We start from the raw sequence: 19,341 nt of genomic DNA, 5'->3' as shown, positions 1-19,341 counted from the left end.
CCAATTCAAAAACCGCCCGAAAAGCTGTGGGAATCCAGCTTTTCGGGCGGTTATTTTATTAGTTGGAATTATACCCCAAGTCATTTTAAACTTCGAAATACAGGTGCTTATGGAGACTGCAGCCGGGATTAAAGGCAGCTGCGCAAAACGGGCAGGAAGAAGCGCAATCGAGATAGTCGCGAATGGACAGCTCGTTGCCGCACGCCCCGCAAAGGATGGCTTTTTCATGGAACTGCTCTTTCGGCCAGACGGATGGGTTGTTGCAGCCGACTGCAGCATGGCATGCAAAGCAAGCGAAATATTCTCCGCAGCAGTGGAAGCGGATAGCAATTCGGTCGTTTTCCGAATGGTAATGGCGGCAGCGGGTTTCAGGGTCGACATCGATTCCGATGACGCGAGGGCGTTCACACATGGACAGGCACTCCTTATGAATTTGCATATTTCTTTCATGCTACTATGAAATAGAGCTGGTGGCGAGTGCAGGGAGATGGCTGAAAATGGTCGCGAACGCCGGAAGCCTTTATAATAGGGATAAGTATCTTGAAGGAGGAGACGGGCCAATGGTTAAGGAATTCGAAGATGAAGTCATGCGTGCGATGGATAAAGTGTTTGAAGATGAGATGAAGAAAGTGAGCGATACGCTCGAGCAGGATTTGCTGATCTCATTGATCGGTGAAGTCAATGCCGGGAAATCGACGACGGTGAATAAGATCATCGGTGAAGACATTGCCAGCACCAACCCGATGCCTGGCGAGACGGTCAGCGTGGACCCTTATAATATCCGCGGCTTGGAGAACATCAAGTTTATGGATACACCCGGGCTCAATGACCCGAATGATGAAAACCCAAAAAAGACTTTGGAATTCGTCCAGCAATCGGATGTCGTGCTGTTTTTCCTGAACGCTGCCGGAACGGTCTTTTCAGATAGCGAAAAGCAAAAATTCGCCGAGATCGAAAAACATAATAAAGACATCCTCATCGTCTTGAATAAAATCGATGCGGCAGAAGATATCCCATCGATCATTAGATTCATCAAAGGGCACACAAACAATAAATACAAAGTGATCCCAGTGTCTTCAAAAACTGGAGAGAACTTGGATCTGCTGAAGAAGGAAGTTTTGCTGTTGCTGGAAAAGAAGGGGAAAGACCTGCTCTTCGCGAAAAGCATGAAAGAGAAATCGTCTGCCGCCACGCGCTGGATCGTGGGGGCCGGGGTCTCAGCGGGAATCATCGGCGCGTCACCGATTCCAGGATCGGACGTATTGCCGCTAACAACGCTGCAGGTCGGACTCATCGTCAAATTGTCGAATCTGTACGATAAGCCTTTGACGAAAAAAGCGGCAAAAGATATGATTGTCATTACTGCCACGCAGACCATCGGCCATACACTCTACCGCCAGGCCTTGAAATTTGTCCCAGGGGCAGGCTCGATTATCGGCGGTACAGTGGCGAGTTCCATGACACTGGCACTTGGCTACGGCGTGAAATATGCGTACGAAAACAATATCGCCATCGATTATGAAATGATCGGCAGCCTCTATGATAAGCTGAAAAAGCGCGAAAAGAATGCTTAAACCATGTGGCCGCCCCGTTTTCAGGGCGGCTTTTTGGATTTTGTACACACAGGAGAGCGGAACTTGGAGGTGGAATCATGAAAATTTTAGTAGTAGAAGATAACCCGAGTGTCAGCTCGATGTTGGAATTGTTTTTTTCAAAAGAAGGGCTAGAAGGTGAATTCGCTGGAGATGGGCTGGAAGGCTACCGTAAATTCCAGGAAGAGGATTTCGACCTGTTGATCCTGGATTGGATGCTTCCGGGAATGGACGGCATCGCGCTGTGCCGGAAAATCCGCGAGACGGGAAGCGAAGTGCCCATCATTATGCTGACAGCGAAAGACAGTGAATCCGACCAAGTAATCGGTTTTGAAATGGGAGCAGATGATTACGTGACGAAGCCGTTCAGCCCTTTGACCTTGATGGCGCGCATCAAAGCGGTGACCAGAAGGGCGCGAAAAGATGAAGCGGCCGGGGACGGCATCCGCACATCCCATTTCCATGTCAGGAAAGAAACACGCGAAGTCGTCAAAGACGGCCAAGCGATCGACAATCTAACGCCGAAGGAATTCGATCTGCTGGTCTTTTTCCTGCAGCATCCGAAGCAAGTATTCAGCCGGGAGCAATTGCTTGAACAAGTTTGGGGCTATCAGTTCTACGGTGATGAACGGACAGTAGATGTCCATATCAAACGGCTGCGCAAGAAAATTCCGGAAGGGGACCAGCTCTTCCATACGGTGTGGGGAGTGGGCTATAAATTTGAAGAACTTGCGGGTTAAGTATTTCTATCAATTGATCGCGAGCCATATGGGCGTTTTGTTGTTTGCAGTGGCCATTTTAAGCACGCTATTCATTTTTTACGGTGAGCGGGTGGCGTATTCGGACAAGGCGGAGGAATTGGAGCGCTACGGCGAACAGATTCTCCAGGAACTGGAACAGGCGCGCCCAGGGACGGATTTGCAAGCCTATGTAACGGTGCTTGAAGCGCAGAACATCAATTTCATCGTCTTCGATCAGCAAAGCCGGATCCTTTATCCGATTAACGGCAATTTTCCGTCGGTCGAATTGACGCCGGAGGAATGGAATGTCATCGAGCGCGGCGAAACCTTGGTCGTCTACCGGGATGTCGAACGCTTTGAGCGGTCGATGACATTCGTCGCGTTGCCTTATGTGGAAGGCAGCACGCTTGCAGGAGGCGTATTATTGGCTTCGCCTGTAAGCGGCATCCGGGAAATGGTGGGAGAATTGAATCGGACGCTTGTCGCAGTGATCGCCATTTCTTTGCCGTTCGCCTTGCTGCTCAGCCTCTTGCTGGCCAAAATCCATGTGACGCGGCTGCAGCGTATGCGCAAAGCAACGTCGATGATCAGCGAAGGGCATTACCAAGTGAATTTACCTGAATCGAATTTTGACGAATTTGGGGATTTGGCGCATGACTTCAATATGATGGCCGATAAGCTGCAGCGTTCCAGCGAAGAAATCGAACAGCTCGAAAACCGCAGACGACGCTTCATGGCTGATGTCTCGCATGAAATGAGAACGCCACTTACGACCATTGCCGGCATCATCGAAGGCTTGAAGAGCGGCATGATCGAAGAACAGCAGCGCGAAAAAGGCATCCGTCTTGTAAGTGATGAGACGAAGCGGCTCATGCGCCTCGTCAATGAAAACCTGGATTATGAGAAGATCCGGTCAAATCAAGTGACGCTCATGAAAGAGGAAATCGAAGCGGCCGAACTCTTGGAAATTATCCAAGAGCAGCTGCAATTGCAAGCAAACGAAAAAGGCGATCGCTTGTTGATCGAAGCCGATCCAGGTGAGATGATTTATGGGGATATGGACCGGTTGATTCAAATCCTGGTGAATATCGTCAAAAATAGCATCCAATTCACCGAAAACGGCGACATTTTCCTTCGCGCCCGTGCGGAATCGGGCGTCTCTGTGCTGGAAGTGGAAGATACCGGAGACGGCATCGAAGTCGAGGAACTGGAGATGATTTGGCGGCGCTTCTACAAAGCGGACATGTCGCGTGGAAGCGGCCAGTTCGGGCTCGGCCTTTCCATCGTTCGCCAATTGGTCAATTTGCACGACGGAGAAATCTCGGTAGAAAGCGAAAAAGGGCGCGGAACCAAATTCACGATTCGCCTGCCTCATAAACAATCAAATAAGCCATGAAAATACTTAAAGCCTGCCGGTTGTTCCGGTAGGCTTTTGGGCATTTGGACACCGCAAAAACTTTACATTTCTGTTGCATGTTTGGTCATAATTTTTTCATATCTGCTTTGTATGATAAGAATATCGAAAGCCACAAGGCAAACGACAAACAATCATTAAGGGGATGGAAAAATAATGGGCTACTACAATACAACACCGCAAAACAATCAGAAGAATCCGTTGAAACGTTATATGGCTTCCAGTTTCGGAGGCGTATTGGCAGGTGCGTTGCTGGTAGGCACGCTGGTCACTGGAACCGATTTGGGTGAAACGGAATCCGCCACTGCCGGAGTCCAAAGCAGTGAACTGCAAAGCGAATCGGCAATTGTCACGACAGACGTCACAGAAACCGTTGACGCGACGGCAGATGCTGTGGTCGGCGTATCCAACCTGCAAGCGGGCAATAATCCATTTGCCCAAACGTCTACACAAGAAGCAGGGGCAGGATCTGGCGTCATCTATAAAAAACAAGGGGACGATGCATTCATTGTCACGAACCACCACGTTGTGGAGGGCGCTAAAGAGGTCGTCGTAACCTTGGCAAACGGCGAAGAGCTCGAGGCGGAAGTGCTCGGTTCGGATGTATGGACCGACCTCGCTGTCCTGAAAGTCCCTGGAGCACAGATTGAAACAGTTGCAGACTTCGGCGACTCCTCAGTGCTTAAATCAGGAGAACCGGTCATTGCAATCGGCAACCCGCTTGGCCTTCAATTTTCTGGGTCGGTGACAACAGGCGTCATTTCGGGGACAGAACGCGCTATCCCGATCGATATCAATAAAGACGGCCAGGAAGATTGGCAGTCAGAAGTGCTTCAAACCGATGCCGCGATTAATCCCGGCAATAGCGGCGGTGCATTATTGAATGCCCAAGGCCAAGTCATCGGCATCAACTCGATGAAAATCGCACAGGACGCAGTAGAAGGCATTGGACTCGCCATTCCGATCAATTCAGCAATCCCGATCATCTCAGAACTTGAAGGAGAAGGGGAAGTTTCCCGTCCGTCTTTAGGCGTTGCATTGCTTGAGTTGGAACAAGTACCTGCAGAAATCAGAAATGCGGAATTGAATCTTCCGAGTGAAGTGGAAGACGGTATCGTCGTCCAATCGGTACAAGAAGGATCCAGCGCGGATAAAGCAGGAATCGAAGCGAAAGATACCATCATTGAATTGAATGGCCAAACCGTTTCTTCTGTCTTGGAGCTCCGTCAGTATCTTTATACGGAAGTGGAAGAAGGGCCTGTAACGGTCAAAGCTTACCGGAACGGCGAATTGAAAACATTTGAAGTTCAGTTGAGCGAGCAAATTTAACAGGGCATACAAAAAAAGCGGCGGACAGGAATTTCCTGTCCGCCGCTTTTGCGTGATTCTTGCAATGCAATTAATTCCCGAACAAGCCGAACCAGTCGAAACCGATGGCAAATCCAACAATTACCAAAACAGCGATGCCAAAAATGATCAGTCCCAGCTGCAATGGCGGATAGCCTGTTCTCTTCGGCTCTTCAAGACCTTGTTTATGCTGTGGCGTCTTGTGGTCCACCTCCTGCTTACTCGTTTTCATGTATTCCTGTTCCCTGTCTTGTTCATTTTGATTGTTTTTATTATCCATTCCATTTCCTCCTCCATATAGTTGGTATCATTGTTGAGCTTATTGCTTCAAGCGCATGATTAGTCCAAGTGCTTGTCGAGTTGATGCTCTTCCATTTCGGTCAGTTTCTTCGCCAGTTCATGGCCGAATGCTTGTGAGGAACCAGGATCGCGGCCAGTCAGGAGGCGGTCGCTGCCCCAAACAAAGTATTCGTCTTGGCCATCGCCCTTGTCGTATTGCGCAATTTTGGCCATTTCGTCTTCAAGGCTGAATGGCAATAGCCCGTCGACTTCCTCAGGTTCCATATCATTCGGATATCCTGTCACTTTCAACCCTTGCAATAAGGGCTTGCCATCTTTCGTTTTTGTGAAAGCCAGCGGAGCCGGTCCGTGGCAGACAGCGGAAACGATGCCGCCTGTTTCATGAACGACATTGATGACGGCATGCAGATTTTCATCATGCGCTAAGTCGAACATCGCGCCGTGGCCGCCGACAATCATGATGGCATCGTAATCACTTGCTCGGACATCCACGACCGGTGTGGTCTTATCTGCGATGCCGGAATCGTATAATTTCTTATATTTGCCGTCGGGATCATAAGCCTTATCGAGGCTCAAGGGATCGACGACCGGTTTGCCGCCGTCAATCGAAGCCAACCCTACAGAGTGGCCCGCTTTTTCAAGTTCCGATAAAGGCTCGAATAATTCTTCTGCCCACCAGCCGGTTACGTAATTATGCTCTTCATTTGAATAGCCGCTTGATAATACTGCCAATACTTTTGCCATTTGGGTATCCTCTCCATTTCTTTAGAAAGCTCTTGTTGTACATTTACCCTTTGACGGATTCCTGAAACTTCCGGGTGCCCCAGTTTTGGTTGCATCCAAAGCTGTGCTAAAATAATATGAGTAAAAATTTGAGGTGAACTAATTTATATGGAAAAAATGGAAGTGGGTACACAGATTCAGCTGCTTGAAGCCATGCTAGATGGCAGCAAAGTCGGCACCATTGTCACGGATCCTGCACAAGAAGACAATCCAATCATTTATGCTAATCACACATTTACGGAAATGACCGGTTATGGCAAAGAAGAACTGCTCGGTCAGAACTGCCGTTTCCTGCAGGGCCCGAAAACAGCTCCTGAAGCCGTTGACCAAATTCGGCAAGCGATTAAAAAGCAGGAGAAAGCGACAGTGATTTTGCGCAATTACCGAAAAGATGGACTGCCGTTTTGGAACCGCCTGGCGATTTCGCCGGTGACTGTTGAAGGAAAGCTCTATTTTATCGGTACCCAGACGGACATTACAATTGAAACTTTGCAGCAAGAAGCGATTACCGCTAATGAAAGTGAAATAGAGAAACTGATGTTGCCAATTTTATCGATACAGCCAAACGTTGCGACAGTGGCATTGGTTGGAACGATGAGCCTGCAACGTTTTGAAGCATTAAAAGTGAAGCTATGCGAATACGTCAGCGAGCATCGAATTGAACATGCGCTTCTCGATATTACAGGATTGACGTGGGACGAGGAATCTCCGCTCCATTGGTTTACACAAATTTGCGAAGCACTGCGCATTATGGGGAGCCATATGTACATCACTGGAGTTACTCCGCAAGCGGCAACCGAATTGGTGCGCGATCTGGAACGGGACAATATGCTGAAAACTTATTCGAGCATCGAGAAGGCATTAGCTAGCATTAATGAATAGATTGAATAATTGATAAGCCTCGTTCAGGTAGAATGAGGCTTTTTTATGCGTTCGTATTTACAATAAAAGGAATTTTAAGGTTGCTTTTTAATCTGTTGTAAAAACGATAATATTACTATTTGGTTAATTAACTGAAAACAAAGTTTATTTGGTTTTAGCCTTTCAATGCTGGGTAGATTATTAGGGAATATAAATTCCAGATTTTCCAAGGAGGCGTAACGATGGGCACAGATCATAACCAGCGTGAAGGACCTGAAAATCATGAGAACCCGGATAAAGAAAATAAGCAGTTCAATGCGGGGAGCAATAGCTCGGATTACGACGGCGGGCAACCCCAGGACAGCACTCCTGGCAGTGAAGGCAGAGTTGGCGAAACACAAGGAAACGAAAAAAACGAACAGCGAAAGAAAACGTTCAATGCTGGAGGAAATGATTCCGACTATGATGGCGGACATCCAAAAGACACCAAGAAAGACAGTCAAGGACGGATAGATTAAGATAAATAACCCGAAAAATACGAGGAGGAAGTTAAATGTTTTTTAATAGAAAAGAACTTCAATTCGAAGCCAAGCCGGATAAACCGGACCCGATATTTGCGAAGCAATTGCAGGAAGTCATCGGCGGCCAGTTCGGCGAAATGTCTGTAGCGATGCAGTATTTGTTCCAAGGGTGGAATACGAGAGGGAACGAAAAATACAAAGATTTGCTGATGGACACTGGGACAGAAGAGCTCGGGCATATCGAAATGCTCGCCACCATGGTGGCCCAATTGCTTGAAGGCGCGCCGGTTTATGAACAAGAGAAAGCGGCGAGCGACCCGGTGATCGGAGCCATCATGGGCGGAATGAACCCGCACCATGCGATTGTTTCAGGCCTCGGGGCAACGCCGGAGAACAGTGCCGGGGTGCCATGGAGTGGCGGATACATCATCGCAAGCGGCAATTTGCTTGCCGACTTCCGTGCCAATGTCAACGCAGAATCGCAAGGCCGCCTGCAAGTGGCCCGTTTGTACAGCTTGACGGATGACAAAGGCGTAAAAGATCTACTGTCATTCCTGCTGGCTCGCGATACGATGCATCAAAACCAGTGGATCGCAGCGATACGCGATTTGGAAGAAAAAGAAGGGGGCGTGATCACACCTTCTACCGTGCCTCCAGAGTGGGAAGCGACCGAATATTCCCACACGCTTTATAATTTCTCGGAAGGCGAAGACAGTGCATCATTACCATGGATGAGCGGCAATGCACCGGACGGCCATCCGTTCAAATACGAACAGGCACAAGCTTTCGGGCAAAAGCCCAAGTTGAAGCCAGGGCCGCTTGAGTCGCATGACACGCTGCCTGAAGACAAATTAAAAGGATAGATGAATGAAAAGGGACGAAGAAAAATTCTTCGTCCCGTTTCATTATGAATATTTTTAAGGGGGAGTATAGATGAAACAGCCTTGGATTATGGCGCAGACATGGCGAGATCTTGTTTTTTTGCATTGGCCGATTGCGCCCAATACACTGCGGCCGTTTGTGCCGGCAGAACTCGAAATTGATTTGTTTGAAGGCCGAGCGTGGGTCGGCGTCGTTCCGTTTATTGCCGATCACACACGCCTGCGCTTTTCCTTGCCATTTCCCATTGTCGGGAGATACCGTGAATTGAATGTAAGAACATATGTAAAATATAAGGGCCGGTCTGGCGTCTATTTTTTCAGCTTGGATGCCGATAGCCTGCTAGCAGTAAAAGCGGCGAGTTCAGGAGGATTTCTTCTTTATCGGTATGCCCGCATGAAAGTAGTGAAAAAAGACAGGCGTTATGTATTTACGAGCCGCCTCGCTAAACCAGCTATTGGCGAGAGTTTCCAGGTGGGCTTCACGCCAAGCGCCGGAATACTGGAGTCATCAGAGCTCGAGCGATGGCTGACGGAACGTTATTGTTTATGGACAAAGCCAAAATCGGCCCTGTACCGCGTGGATATTGTACATGCGCCGTGGCAACTGCAAAAGGTCCATGCAGAAATTGCCAAAAATTCGCTTGCCGCATTTCTTCCGGTTGAATGGAATGCGGAAGCGCCGCTAGCCCATTTCTCGGCGCTGCAGAAAACACGGTTCTATCCGCCTGTAAAAGAAACGATTTGAAAAGCCGGCCACATGGAGTGGCCGGCTTACTGTTGGTCTGGAATATTATGAAGTGATGAAGTCTCCGCCGTTTACATGGATTGCCTGGCCGGTCACATATGTGGAATCAGTGGAAGCAAGATAAACGTATGCCGGAGCAAGTTCGGCTGGCTGCCCGCGGCGTTCTAACGGTGTGCCTTCGCCTTGCTTGCCAGATTTTTCGGCGTCGAATGTGGCAGGAATTAACGGCGTCCAAATCGGGCCTGGCGCTACTGAATTGACACGGATGCCCTGTTCGCTAACATTGGCCGCCAGTGAGCGCGTAAAGCTGGTGATTGCGCCTTTTGTAGACGAATAATCGATGAGTGCGGGTGATCCGCGATAAGCCGTCACGGAGGATGTATTGATAATGCTGTCTCCTTTGGAGAGATGCGGCAATGCTGCTTGGGACAAATAAAACATGCTGTAAATATTCGTCTCAAAAGTTTCATGCAATTGCCCCGGACTGATATCAAGGAAATCTTCTGTTGGGAATTGCTTGCCCGCATTATTGACAAGGATGTTCAATTGCCCGAATTCAGCGATGATATCCACGACTAATTGGTGGCAGTTTTCCACTTGGCTCACGTCCGTTGCAAATTTCTGGGCTTCTGCTCCGTAAGATTTCACGGCTTCGATGGTTTTATCGGCGTCATCGTGTTCGTCCAAATAGGCGATGGCGATGTTTGCGCCTTCTTTAGCGTAAGCGATCGCAACGGCGCGGCCGATGCCGCTGTCGCCCCCTGTGATCAACGCGACTTTTCCTGCCAACTTGCCTGCGCCTTTATAATTTTCGTCGTCATATATCGGTTCCGGGGACATTTCGCTTTCTACCCCTGGCTGATGGTCTTGCTCCTGCGGGTCGATTTGGTCATGGATCTTTTCGTATTTATCTTTTGACATGTAAGCGTCCTCCTCGATATGAATATATGGTAGTTATTCCCGTTCCGATTCGGGCTAAACGCGAAGAAAACTGTTATTCTTACACAGGTTTTTAATGGACAATAAAAAACCAGCCAGAGAAGATTCTCTGGCTGGTTTAGTGCTTAGTTTTCAGCTGTAACTACGCCGCAAGCGACGCGTTCACCGGAATCACCGGAAGGGTCGGTTTGGCCGTCATCTTCTGAAGCGTGGATGATGAGCGCTGTTCCGCCTTCTTTCAACAATGAGTTATCTTCGCCGATTTGCAAAGTGACTTCTTCTGCTGTCAGTTCATCCATTGAAGTACCGTCATCTGCAACTTCAATATTTTGAAGGTCACCGGCATGAGGGCCGTCCGGGTTATCAAGTCCATGGCTTGCGCCAGTCGGGTTGAAATGTCCGCCTGCTGATTCAAAATCAGGCGCTTCACACATTCCTTCTTCGTGGAAATGAATACCGTGCATGCCAGGTTCCAATCCTTCTACATTCAATGTGACCATAACGCCGTTGTCCTCTTCCGTCAATTCAGCAGTACCGGTAGCATCCCCGTCTGCGTTCAGGAATTCAACCGTCAGCAATTGAACTTCGCTGGCTCCTGATGATTCGCCTCCTGAACCATCCTGTGGCTCACCTTCCTGTTCTTCCACTTCCTCTTCTTGCGGTTCGGCTCCGTCTGTTTCCGTTGGAGGTTCTGTTGTGTCGTCCCCACATGCCGCCAGCAGCAGTAAAAGTCCTAAAAGCATAAGCATCAACCATGATTTCATCGCGTTCTCTCCTTCCTCCTAAAAATTGTATTACCTTACCTTACACATGTAGGAGGGGAGCTAAACCCGTTAATTCGTCATGGTGTCTTTTGGCTCATGTTTACGAGCGGCATTTCTTTTGCGCCGGTGCAGCCAAAACATTCCAGTGGCGAGCGCCAACAAGCTGGTGAAGAGAGAGGGCAAAAAGAACGGCGGGCGATAGCGCAGCTCAATTTTGTTCATGCCGTCTTCAAGAGGAACCGCTAAAAACGCATAGTTGGCTTTCAGCACATCGACCGGTTCATCATTGATGGTCGCCTGCCAGCCTCTTTCGTAAGGAATCGACAAATTGAGGTAAGGGGCGCCATCTTGATTATCGTAAGCCACATCAACTTGACTGCCGTCAATTTTCAAATTGCTCGTGCGGTCTGCTAAAGCATTTTGCTCTCTCAAAAGGGTATAGGGTTCTTTCACAATTTCAATATCCGTTAGCTCATATGTTCCTTCGGGCATGCGGATTTCAACTGTTTCGGCAGCCTTGACCCGGATTGTCAAATCGTCAACAAAGGTCTTGTAAATCGATTGATTGGACTTGCGGGTCGTGCGGTATTCATTGATTTCTAGCGGAAAGCCCTGATCCTCGGCCGTATTCTCCAAATGGAAGGAGATATACAAATCGCCTTCTTCAGGAACTTCATCGAGCAGCAAATCGATTCCGCCGGTTTCCTCGGAAATATCTAGCACGCCGTCTTCATAGTTAGCGCCTATTTCTTCGATTTCATATTCAGCTTCTCCCGGGAAGCGATCGGGAAGGGGTTCGGTTTCTGCCGTTTCATCCAAGACGATTCCACTGAGCATGGCGTGTTCGCGCAGCAAAGGCGGCTCATCCGCTAACTGGGACTCTTGGTATACCTGGAAAGCAGGACGCGCGAAAGGCAATGGGTAGCGATTTTGATAAGCGATGAAATTATCGGTAGCGGCAAATTTACGGAAACCGAATGGCACATTCGGATCTTCCCGTTCGCGTATCGCATAATTGCCTTGCAAAAGACTGTGTAGATTGCTGCGGTTGCCGAGTGTTGCGTAGCGGCTGACGCTTTCCCGCTGCATGTCGATCTCCAAATCGTATAAATAGAAATACAGCAAGTTCTTATTCAAGATGCTGGAATAAGCGCTGAGTCCTTGGAAGTCCTGGACAATCGGCGTGTTATTGCGCACGCCTTCCATCCAGTCGATGCGATACATCTCGCTCTTTTCGCGTTCTTGGATTTCGTCGATCAAAGTGCGTACTTCCTCGTTGTCGTAATCTTCACCGGTAATTAAAGCTTCATCGACGTCCGCGATATCGGCGTTGTCCAGCAGTTTTTCACTTTGGTAGACATTGGCGGTTGCCAACACCAAAGCAAGCAGCAAAACTGACAATAGCGGTTTTTGCCATCGCTGCCGAATGGCCATCGCTGCCAAAGCGGCTGCCAAGGTCAATACGAGACCTGCCAGTGCCAGGCGCGGATAAAGCGTGGTAAATTCAAGCGCTTCATCTCGCCAAGCGAACCATCCATAAAGGAGGGCGGTCAAAATTGCAGCCGGGACAACTTCCTTCAAGCGCAGCTTATGGAAATGATCCAAGCCGCTGGCAATTGCGCCTGCAGCGACAAACGACATAAAGTATTCCCAGCGGTGCTGAGGTGCAGAAAAGCCGTTGAAAATACTGCCGGCCATCGGACTGTGATACAGCACCATCGCCAGGAGGCCGAGCAATGCGAAAAGCCTGAAGCGATGGAGCTTATACAGGGATGGAATGAATAAAAATAGCATAAACATCGCCGGTAACAGGATGTAACGGCTCATGAACAGAATGTTTTCCGTTTCATCGAACCATAGAATATCTTGCTGGAATGCCGGCCGATGATTGTTCAAGAATGCATAGACAGAAGGGATGAACGATACCATGGACATGCCAGCGCCGATCGATCCGGCCATCAAGAACCATAGAATAGCTTGCTTCCACTTCGTTTCTGTCTTCTCAAGCGGAATGAACAGGCGGAACACAATGTAAATACCCGTCAGGAGAAAGTTGATATAAGCAAAATAGAAATTATCGATCATCGCGATCGCAACGGCGAACATAAACCAGCCGGGTTTTTGTTCGCGGAAGATTTTTTCGGCACCGAAAATCAGCAAGGGCAGCCAGATGAATGCATCCGCAAAAAACTCCCAAAATGCCGCATGGCGGAAGTACATGCCAGAGATCCCATAAATGCTTGCGCCGACAAATGCCGATAAGCGCGTGATGCGCATATAGCGGAACACGGTGTAAGTGACGATCAATACGATGGTCAGCCTGGCAACGCTGATGAAAACGGACGCGTTGGCCCAGAACAGGACATCGGGATCACCGATCAATTGAAGGGAATCGAATAAATAGACAATTACAAGTGTCGAGATATACACGAAAGACGTCGAAAAATAATACGATAGTTCGCTGAATATGCCAGCACCGAGGCCGAAATCGAAGGAATAGAAGAATTCGCCTTGCGTGTAGTGGTCATAAAGCAATTGCTTAAACGGCATCATTTGGGCAAGGCCGTCATTGGGACCGGCCATGAACTGGTTTTGGGTCCATTGAAACAGAAAGACGCCATGGCCGATGATGGCCATGGCTAAAAATGCAACTGTCAGTAGAAGATAGGGACGAAAAGAACGCATAATGCCACCGTCTTTATGATTATTTGGATTGCGCTGGCGCTTTAAGGATTTTTCCGGAGACGACAAAGGTCACGGGAATGGTGAAAATCACTGCAGCAAAAGGCGCGATATTGCTGTTGATGTGGAGAAATTCCACGAATATGAAAATCAAGAATGTAGAAACCGACATATTGACGACTTGTGTCAGCGGGAAATACAAATACTTCCTCAAGGTCGGTTTGACGCGATACGTTACGTAAGTGTTCAAGAAAAACGAAATGTTCAAGCTGATCAAAAATCCGATGATATGGGAAAGCATATAGACCCAGTCGAGCACATTATGCAAAAACAGATAGATGGAGTAATAGCTGAGCGTGTTGACGACCCCAACAAAAACAAAGCGGGTGAACTCCGTATTCAAGCGCTTAAGATTCATCGTATTCATCCACATTGCTCATCTCGACCAAGAAATGCGGCCGCTGCTTGGTTTCGTTATAGATGCGCCCGACGTATTCGCCGATGACGCCAAGGCTGATCAATTGAATGCCGCCAAGCAGCAAAATCGCCGTGATGGTCGTGAAATAACCGGGTGCGATGACGCCACGTACCATGATTTGGTAAAACGTAAAAGCGATATAAAGCAAGGACAGGAACAAGACGAGAAAGCCAGTATAAAAACAGATGCGCAACGGCTTCATGTTGAATGAAATGATCCCGTCGATGCCGTAATTGACGAGGCTTGCGAAGGACCATTTGGAATCGCCTTCTGCGCGCGCGACGTTGTCATAGCTGATGGTTTTCTTGCTGAGGCCGATCCACGAGTAGATGCCCTTAGAAAAACGATTGCTCTCACTGAGTGACAGGATGGAATTGATGGCTTTGCGGCTCAGGAGGCGGAAATCGCCTTCGCCGTCTTCGAAGCTGACATCGGTTACGGAATTGACTATTTTGTAATATAGGGAAGAAAATGCACTGCGCAGTTTCGAATCTCCCTTGCGAGACCGTTTGGCGACGACTTGATGGAAGCCGTCTTCATAACCTTGGATCATTTCGCAGATGAGTGTGGGAGGGTGCTGCATATCGCTGTCCATCAGGATGACAGCGTCTCCTTTGATTCGTTTCATGCCTGCAAACATAGCGGATTCTTTCCCGAAATTACGGGACAGGGAAATATATTTTACGGTTTCGTGTTCGTTGGCGAGTTTGAGTATTTTATCTAAAGTTCCGTCACTGCTGCCGTCATTGATAAACATGATTTCATACAGATAAGGAAGCGGCTCAAGTTCTTGCACCAAAGTCTTGTACATCGAAGCGATGTTCGCTTCTTCGTTGAAAGCTGGCACAATAATAGAGATCAGCTTCATAATGGTGTTCTCCTTTCAAAGGGCATTCAAAATCTTCCCCAAAAATCCATTTACCCATTCTTCAAGACATTATTCCTGAAAATACAACAAGTGAAAAGGGAAGCTCTATTCATTATACGCAAATTAGAGCCTACTAGCATGTGCGGGCCATCACAATTGAATTATCTCAGAGTGCGGAATTCTCTGAAAGGACAAGCGGGGAATGAAATTATTTTTTTGGCACCGATGCCTATAGTGGAATCAGCGTTGGAAACGCTTGCAAAGAAATCTAAATATTTTTTATATATTGACAATAGTTTTTTTCGTATATATGATGGACTCAATTCACTTATATCGATTAACTATTGCGACGGAGATAGGCCGTGGGCAGAGGAATCTTAAGAGAGCTGATGGGTGGTGCGAATCAGCGGTTCCGGCATTCGGCAGCACTCCCGAATAGATGTGCTGAACAGTTTAGTAAGCCCATCCGCTTCATGCACGTTACGCATGATATTAATGAGGCTGCCTGTATGCTGGGCAGTAAATTAGGGTGGTACCGCGACTAGAGACTCTTCGCCCCTTGCATCTTGGATGTGGGGCGTAGAGTCTTTTTTTGTATACAAATTTCCAAAAAACATTTTTTCAAATCGAAAGGGGATATTATCATGCTGACAGACCAACAAATTTTGCGAATTCCAGGACCGACACCAATTCCACCGAGCGTAGAACGGGCCATGGCACAACCGATGATCGGGCATCGCGGGGAAAGCACGTATTCATTGATCAGAGATATCCGCCCGAAATTGAAAAAAGTATTTGGCACAAAAGAAGAAGTGATGATTTTGACGGGCAGCGGAACTTCCGCGCTGGAAAGTGCAGTAGTCAATACGGTGGCGCCCGGCGACGAAGTAATGGTGCTTGTCACCGGTGCATTCGGCGAACGGTTCGCTAAAATCTGCCAAGCCTACGGGATCACGACACATGTTTTCAACGTGGAATGGGGACAAGCGGCGGATCCGGAAGCCGTAAAAAATTTCCTTGGGGAGCATCCGGACATCCGCGTCATTTTCTCTACGTTCTGTGAAACCTCAACCGGTGTCTTGAATCCGATTAAAGAACTTGCGGAGACGGTGAAACAAGTATCGGACGCGCTGATCGTCGTTGACGGCGTTTCATGCGTAGCGGGAACGGAGACGGAAATGGACAAATGGGGCGTCGATATTGTCGTGACCGGCTCCCAAAAAGCGTTCATGCTGCCGGCAGGGCTCGCGTTCATCGCAGCGAGCAAGCGGGCATGGAAAAAAATCGAAGCGAATCCGCAGCCGCGTTTTTACTTGGATTTAATTAAACACCGCGACAACATCGAGAAAGATACGACACCGTTTACACCGGCTATCTCCATCCTTTACGGCCTGCAGCAAGTGCTGAATTTATTGGAGGAAGAAGGGCTGGAAAATGTTTACCGCCGGCACCGCTTGATGCGCGATATGACCCGCGCTGCATTCAAGGCGCTGAACGTCCGGTTGCTCACAAGCGACAAGGACGCATCGCCGACCGTTACTGCCGTACATCCGGAAGATTTTGACGCAGAAAAATTCCGCAAAGTGCTAAAAGAAGAGTTTGCCATTGAATTTGCGGGTGGACAGCAGCATCTCGCGAAAAGCATCTTCCGCATCGGGCATATGGGCTATTGCTCCCCGGCGGAAGTGCTGCAGGCGCTCGCCGCATCGGAAGTCGTCTTGAAGAAACTTGGGCAAGATATTACGCTTGGCGCGGGCATCGCAGCCGCGCAGCAAGTCTTTTTGGAAGGGAAGGATAAGTAATGACATTTCACGTATTGATCAGCGACCCCCTATCAGAAGAAGGCGTATATCCACTGCGCCACGCCGACGGCATCAATATCGTCATGGAGACGAATTTAACTGAAGCGGAACTTGCTGAACGCATCGACGGATTCGATGCATTGCTCGTCCGGAGCCAAACGCAAGTGACGCGTGAATTGATCGAAAAAGCTTCCAATTTGAAAATCATCGGCCGCGCAGGCGTCGGTGTCGATAATATCGATTTGGCAGCGGCAACCGAGCACGGCATTATTGTCGTCAACGCACCGGACGGCAATACCAACTCAGCAGCCGAGCATACGATGGCGATGCTGATGGGGATGGCGCGCAAAATTCCACAAGCCTATAATTCCTTGAAGCAAGGAAAATGGGACCGCAAAGCCTATGTCGGCGTCGAATTGAAAAATAAGACGCTCGGCGTTGTCGGCTTCGGGCGCATTGGCCAGGAAGTGGCAGCGCGTGCCAAAGGACAGCGCATGAACATTATCGCTTACGATCCATTTTTGACCGCTGAAAAAGCCGAAAAACTCGGTGTGGATTTCGGCTCGGTGGAAGATGTCTTGAAAGTGGCTGACTTTATTACGGTCCATACGCCGCTGTTGAAAGAAACGAAGCATTTGATCGATGCGGAAGCTTTCAAGATAATGAAAGACGGCGTGCAGATCATCAACTGCGCACGCGGCGGCATCATCGACGAAAGCGCGCTGTACGACGCAGTAAAATCGGGCAAAGTGGCTGGTGCGGCACTCGATGTGTTTGAACAAGAGCCAATGGTGGATTTCCGCTTGCTGGAATTGCCGGAAATCATCGCGACGCCTCACTTGGGGGCGAGCACTTTTGAAGCGCAGGAAAGCGTTGCGGTCGACGTCAGCCAAGATGTCGTCAGCTTCGTCAAATATGGCACCGTCCGCAATTCTGTAAACTTGCCGTCTGTGCCGAAAGAAATCATGAAACGCATCGAGCCATATTTCGATTTGGCAGAACGCATCGGTACGTTTCTCACTGATTTGACCGGTGAAACGGCGGATGAAGTGAATGTCTATTATTCTGGCGAGCTCGCGAACCTTGAAGTCGGCCCATTGACGCGCAATATGCTCAAAGGGATGCTCAAACGCCATCTCGGCAAACACGTCAATGACGTCAATGCGATGTATATCGCCAACCAAAAAGGCATTCATGTCAACGAACATAAATCGACCGAATCCCGCGGCTTTACTAACCTCATCACTGTCGAAGTGAAAACGCAGAGCGGCACGCGAAAAGCATCCGGCACGCTTTTGAACGGCCAAGGCGCACGCATCGTCAAAGTGGATGATTATATCGTCGACTTCCTGCCGAACGGCCACCTGTTGTTCATCCGCCATAATGACCGTCCGGGCGTCATCGGCCGCGTCGGCACATTGCTCGGCGCAGAAGACATCAATATCGCGACGATGCAGGTTGGGCGTTCGAATGTCGGCGGCGACGCGATCATGATGCTGTCGATCGATAAGCACGCCGATCCGGAAGATTTGGAAGGATTGAAGAAACTCGAAGAAATCGAAAGCGTTACGGCAATCGATCTGTAAAAAAATAAAGCGCCCTCCTGATTGGTCTCTAGACACATTCGGGCGGGCGCTTTTCTTATGCAGATGTGGTTTCCAGCTTGTTGAGCAAGGGCAATAGCTCTTTCAGGCTGTTAATTTCATGAGTTGCGACAACCGTTTCATGAGGGGCTTTTTGCTCTCGGTTGAGCCAGACGGACGGGATGCCCGCACGCTCAGCCCCGAGGATGTCCGTCAGCGGATTGTCGCCGACCATCAATACGTCTTCCGGGGCATAGCCGAACTTCGACAAGGCGTGCTCGAAGATGGAGACATCGGGCTTGCCGCGCCCGAAAGCGCCGGAGATGACGATATGGTCGAAGTACGGCGCGATTTCCGGCGTGATGTCGAGTTTGATCTGCTGAAGGCTCGGTGACCCATTCGTCAACAGCAATAAATCGAAACGGTCTTTCAATTGATCGAGCACTTCCAAACTGTCTTCGTAGAGAATGGGATTGCGTTTTCTGGCTTCTGGGAAATACTCGGCTAGCTGTTTCCCTAAGGCAGGATCGTCGATGCCGATGCGTTTCAGCCCGAGCGTCCAGGCCTCTTGTTGATAGCCTGGGGCGACTTCTTTAAGTTGTTGGAAATCGTCTCCCGAATCATCGAAACGCCCCCACAGCCCTTCGAACGGGTTGATGCCGATCATTTGCGTAAAGGCATGTGTCGAATAGCCCGCATACAGTTTGCGGGCTTCTTCCCGCACCGCCTGTTCCAAATCGCTGCAATCGGTGTTCGTTTGTTCCGCTGCCCACTCACATGTTTCACGGAATGCTTCTTTCACGCTTTGCTGATCCCACAATAAAGTATCGTCCAAATCAAAGAAAATCGCTTTCACCATATCGCGCAGCTCCCTTGCTTTTTTATTATGTATCAATTTAGATGGATTTTATAAAAGAGTGGAAGGCGGTGACTCATGCAGCACCAGCTGCATGACCCACATCCTGTGGGCCGAAAGAGTCCGCCTAGAGCGAATTCATCGCTCTCTTTTAATTTTCAAAATGTTTAATTCACTTCATACAG

19 protein-coding genes are annotated in these 19,341 nt (G+C 48.9%); 10 read left to right on the top strand and 9 right to left on the bottom strand.

The window, feature by feature from the left end; translation table 11 throughout:
- Positions 1-85: 85 nt before the first annotated feature.
- On the bottom strand, positions 86-412 hold the full coding sequence (locus tag G3255_RS14940; protein WP_211655196.1) for a CHY zinc finger protein: 327 nt from the start codon (positions 410-412) through the stop codon (positions 86-88).
- Positions 413-560: 148 nt separating this feature from the next.
- On the opposite strand from G3255_RS14940, the gene G3255_RS14935 reads away from it, so the two are divergent.
- The 4 genes from G3255_RS14935 to G3255_RS14920 all read left to right on the top strand — a co-directional run bounded on the left by G3255_RS14935 (position 561) and on the right by G3255_RS14920 (position 5,075).
- Positions 561-1,574: a GTPase gene (locus tag G3255_RS14935; RefSeq protein WP_211655195.1), complete on the top strand. Its 1,014-nt coding sequence runs from the start codon at positions 561-563 to the stop codon at positions 1,572-1,574.
- Between the two features lie 77 nt (positions 1,575-1,651).
- Positions 1,652-2,332, top strand: a complete 681-nt coding sequence (locus tag G3255_RS14930) for a response regulator transcription factor (protein WP_211655194.1) — start codon at positions 1,652-1,654, stop codon at positions 2,330-2,332.
- Positions 2,322-3,728, top strand: a complete 1,407-nt coding sequence (locus tag G3255_RS14925) for an ATP-binding protein (protein WP_249222336.1) — start codon at positions 2,322-2,324, stop codon at positions 3,726-3,728. The genes G3255_RS14930 and G3255_RS14925 overlap by 11 nt, the downstream gene beginning before the upstream one ends.
- A gap of 174 nt (positions 3,729-3,902) precedes the next feature.
- A complete protein-coding gene (locus G3255_RS14920) occupies positions 3,903-5,075 on the top strand; it encodes a S1C family serine protease (RefSeq protein ID WP_211655193.1) in 1,173 nt (390 codons plus the stop codon).
- Between the two features lie 70 nt (positions 5,076-5,145).
- Here the strand turns inward: G3255_RS14920 and G3255_RS14915 are convergent, their stop codons facing one another.
- Positions 5,146-5,373, bottom strand: coding sequence for a hypothetical protein (locus G3255_RS14915; RefSeq protein ID WP_211655192.1), 228 nt, complete (start codon positions 5,371-5,373; stop codon positions 5,146-5,148).
- 59 nt (positions 5,374-5,432) lie between these two features.
- On the bottom strand, positions 5,433-6,137 hold the full coding sequence (locus G3255_RS14910) for a type 1 glutamine amidotransferase domain-containing protein (protein ID WP_211655191.1): 705 nt from the start codon (positions 6,135-6,137) through the stop codon (positions 5,433-5,435).
- 147 nt (positions 6,138-6,284) lie between these two features.
- Between G3255_RS14910 and ytvA the strand changes: the two genes are divergently transcribed.
- The 4 genes from ytvA (at position 6,285) to G3255_RS14890 (ending at position 9,184) form a co-directional block, all read left to right on the top strand.
- Positions 6,285-7,058 carry a YtvA family blue-light photoreceptor gene (ytvA, locus tag G3255_RS14905; RefSeq protein WP_211655190.1) on the top strand — a complete coding sequence of 258 codons (774 nt, stop codon included), beginning with the start codon at positions 6,285-6,287 and terminating at the stop codon, positions 7,056-7,058.
- A 221-nt stretch (positions 7,059-7,279) separates the two neighbouring features.
- Positions 7,280-7,555 (top strand): hypothetical protein, encoded by a 276-nt coding sequence (locus tag G3255_RS14900; RefSeq protein WP_211655189.1) that lies wholly within the window; start codon positions 7,280-7,282, stop codon positions 7,553-7,555.
- A gap of 35 nt (positions 7,556-7,590) precedes the next feature.
- Positions 7,591-8,421, top strand: a complete 831-nt coding sequence (locus tag G3255_RS14895; protein ID WP_211655188.1) for a manganese catalase — start codon at positions 7,591-7,593, stop codon at positions 8,419-8,421.
- Positions 8,422-8,491: 70 nt separating this feature from the next.
- Complete coding sequence (locus G3255_RS14890) at positions 8,492-9,184, top strand: YqjF family protein (RefSeq protein WP_211655187.1); 693 nt, start codon at positions 8,492-8,494, stop codon at positions 9,182-9,184.
- Positions 9,185-9,229: 45 nt separating this feature from the next.
- Here G3255_RS14890 and G3255_RS14885 read toward each other — a convergent pair whose 3' ends face one another.
- From G3255_RS14885 to G3255_RS14865, 5 genes are all read right to left on the bottom strand, one after another.
- The gene (locus G3255_RS14885) at positions 9,230-10,105 is read right to left on the bottom strand and encodes an SDR family oxidoreductase (RefSeq protein WP_211655186.1); all 876 of its coding nucleotides are present in this window, start codon (positions 10,103-10,105) and stop codon (positions 9,230-9,232) included.
- Positions 10,106-10,248: 143 nt separating this feature from the next.
- On the bottom strand, positions 10,249-10,887 hold the full coding sequence (locus tag G3255_RS14880) for a superoxide dismutase family protein (protein ID WP_211655185.1): 639 nt from the start codon (positions 10,885-10,887) through the stop codon (positions 10,249-10,251).
- A 69-nt stretch (positions 10,888-10,956) separates the two neighbouring features.
- Positions 10,957-13,572 (bottom strand): YfhO family protein, encoded by a 2,616-nt coding sequence (locus G3255_RS14875; protein ID WP_211655184.1) that lies wholly within the window; start codon positions 13,570-13,572, stop codon positions 10,957-10,959.
- 19 nt (positions 13,573-13,591) lie between these two features.
- Positions 13,592-13,987, bottom strand: coding sequence for a GtrA family protein (locus G3255_RS14870; RefSeq protein ID WP_211655943.1), 396 nt, complete (start codon positions 13,985-13,987; stop codon positions 13,592-13,594).
- Positions 13,977-14,915 (bottom strand): glycosyltransferase family 2 protein, encoded by a 939-nt coding sequence (locus G3255_RS14865; protein WP_211655183.1) that lies wholly within the window; start codon positions 14,913-14,915, stop codon positions 13,977-13,979. Before G3255_RS14865 ends, G3255_RS14870 begins: the two co-directional genes overlap by 11 nt.
- A 644-nt stretch (positions 14,916-15,559) precedes the next feature.
- Between G3255_RS14865 and G3255_RS14860 the strand changes: the two genes are divergently transcribed.
- Entirely contained in the window at positions 15,560-16,717 is a 1,158-nt protein-coding gene (locus tag G3255_RS14860) for a pyridoxal-phosphate-dependent aminotransferase family protein (protein ID WP_211655182.1), read from the top strand.
- A complete protein-coding gene (gene serA, locus G3255_RS14855; protein WP_211655181.1) occupies positions 16,717-18,303 on the top strand; it encodes a phosphoglycerate dehydrogenase in 1,587 nt (528 codons plus the stop codon). The genes G3255_RS14860 and serA overlap by 1 nt, the downstream gene beginning before the upstream one ends.
- Positions 18,304-18,358: 55 nt before the next feature.
- On the opposite strand, the gene G3255_RS14850 is transcribed toward serA, so the two are convergent.
- Positions 18,359-19,159 carry an HAD family hydrolase gene (locus G3255_RS14850; RefSeq protein ID WP_211655180.1) on the bottom strand — a complete coding sequence of 267 codons (801 nt, stop codon included), beginning with the start codon at positions 19,157-19,159 and terminating at the stop codon, positions 18,359-18,361.
- Positions 19,160-19,341 lie beyond the last annotated feature (182 nt).

The organism is Planococcus sp. MSAK28401 (assembly GCF_018283455.1).
GTDB lineage: Bacteria > Bacillota > Bacilli > Bacillales_A > Planococcaceae > Planococcus > Planococcus alpniumensis.
This window is presented reverse-complemented; position numbering and strand designations above follow the sequence as displayed.